Source organism: Faecalibacterium prausnitzii, assembly GCF_003287405.1.
GTDB lineage: Bacteria > Bacillota > Clostridia > Oscillospirales > Ruminococcaceae > Faecalibacterium > Faecalibacterium intestinale.
Map to the genome: position 1 here is coordinate 1 of NZ_PRLD01000050.1, position 1,520 is coordinate 1,520.

Sequence of the window (1,520 nt, forward strand, 5' to 3'; positions counted from 1 at the left end):
AACAGCATCGTGCAGAGCTGACAGCATACCGGGTGGCAGGAGCCTATTTCAAGGCAAGCAACATCACCAAGCTGCCCCGCCCGAAAAAGCTGGAAGCCGAGTATGCGCAACTGGCATCCGAAAAGGCAAAGTTCTACGAGCAGTACAAGGAAGCTAAAGAGGAACTGCTCAAACTGAAAACCGCAAAGCAGAATGTTGCGTCCTTTTTCCGGGAGGAAGAACAGACGCAGCAGGAGAGATAAAGGAGTGTGCGTATGATCAATCTGAAAATCGATCCGGAGTTCCAGTCCCAGATTCCCCCTCTGACCGATGATGAATTTAAGCAGCTTGAAGAAAATATCCTGAAAGAGGGCAAGCTGATTTCTCCTTTGATTGTCTGGGGTAATACCCTTGTTGACGGCCACAATCGTTATGAAATCGTTCAGGAGCATCCCGAAATCTCTTTCTCCACCATGCCGCTCCCGTTTGAAAGCAGAGAAGAAGTCCTCGCATGGATCTGCAAGAATCAGCTGGGGCGGCGTAATCTCACGCCGGAGCAGAAGAAGTTCCTCATTGGAAAACAGTACAGTGTGGAGCATCGGAAGCCCGGTGGAAACGGCAACAACCAGCACACGGCTGCTGCCAAGAAAACCGCCCCGGAGGAATTGTGTCAATTTGACACAATTCCTCCCACTGCCGCAGAAGCAAGCGTTCGTAAGCAGATTGCAGAGCGGAACAATGTCAGCGAATCCTACGTTGCCCGTTCTGAAAAGTTCATGCGGGGCGTGGAGATCATGGAGCAGATGATGCCCGGTACAAAAGAAAAGATCCTGTCCGGGCAATTCAAAGTCCGTGATGCCGATATGCACCGCCTCGCCAGAGCTGATTTTCCGAACCGCAAGCAGATCGTGCACGAGATTCTGCACCCGGAAGACCGTCCCGCTCCGCAGTCGAGCTACTCACACTACTCTGGAATCAACTACTCTGCGCTGGAAGTCGCCGTCCGGCGGATTCAGCAGGACTTTGATTTTTTGATGAGATACTTGCCTAAGCTACCGGACGATTCCTACGCCAAAACTGAAACGCTAAAAATCCTCAAGCAGCACAAAGCGTATATGGCACAGTTTGAAGAAATGCTGAACGATGAAAAAATCGCATAACGACAGGCACTTGTAAGCCATCAACGAGCCACCAGCCGCAAGTGCAGGGCGGAAAACATCCGCGCCCTTGCGCCTGATAAGAATTGGAACTTTGATTTTCTCGCCCGGCTTTGCCACGGTGGGACGATCAAAGGAGCGTGCGTTTGAACAAAAAGAAAAAGTCCACAAACACTTCCCCTTATCCCGATGAAGTCATTGACCGTCTGGCACGGGCATTCTACCCGGCCATCCTTGCCTGCTGGAACAGCGAGGAAGGACAGCGAGAGTTTGCCGCATGGCAGGCGGAACAGGCTCATATCTCTGGCAAAGAAAAACAGGAAGTTCCCGCTGGGGAACTCCCTGCCTTACTTATCGTGTGTGGATTTTTGCAGGGTGCGTCCG

At 51.7% G+C, this 1,520-nt stretch carries 2 protein-coding genes and 1 pseudogene; all 3 read left to right on the forward strand.

What is annotated here, in order from left to right; translation table 11 throughout:
* Positions 1-242 (forward strand): annotated as a pseudogene (locus tag C4N24_RS14950) (relaxase/mobilization nuclease domain-containing protein); the annotation flags it as partial.
* A gap of 12 nt (positions 243-254) precedes the next feature.
* Positions 255-1,139, forward strand: a complete 885-nt coding sequence (locus C4N24_RS14955) for a hypothetical protein (protein WP_112092032.1) — start codon at positions 255-257, stop codon at positions 1,137-1,139.
* Between the two features lie 137 nt (positions 1,140-1,276).
* Positions 1,277-1,520 (forward strand): transposase (locus C4N24_RS15500; protein WP_181573124.1); only part of this gene is annotated, 244 nt, incomplete at its 3' end.

Bases quoted from the DNA above. Each gene is read 5' to 3' on its own strand.
- C4N24_RS14955 (WP_112092032.1), top strand. From the start codon at position 255: ATGATCAATCTGAAAATCGATCCGGAGTTCCAGTCCCAGATTCCCCCT.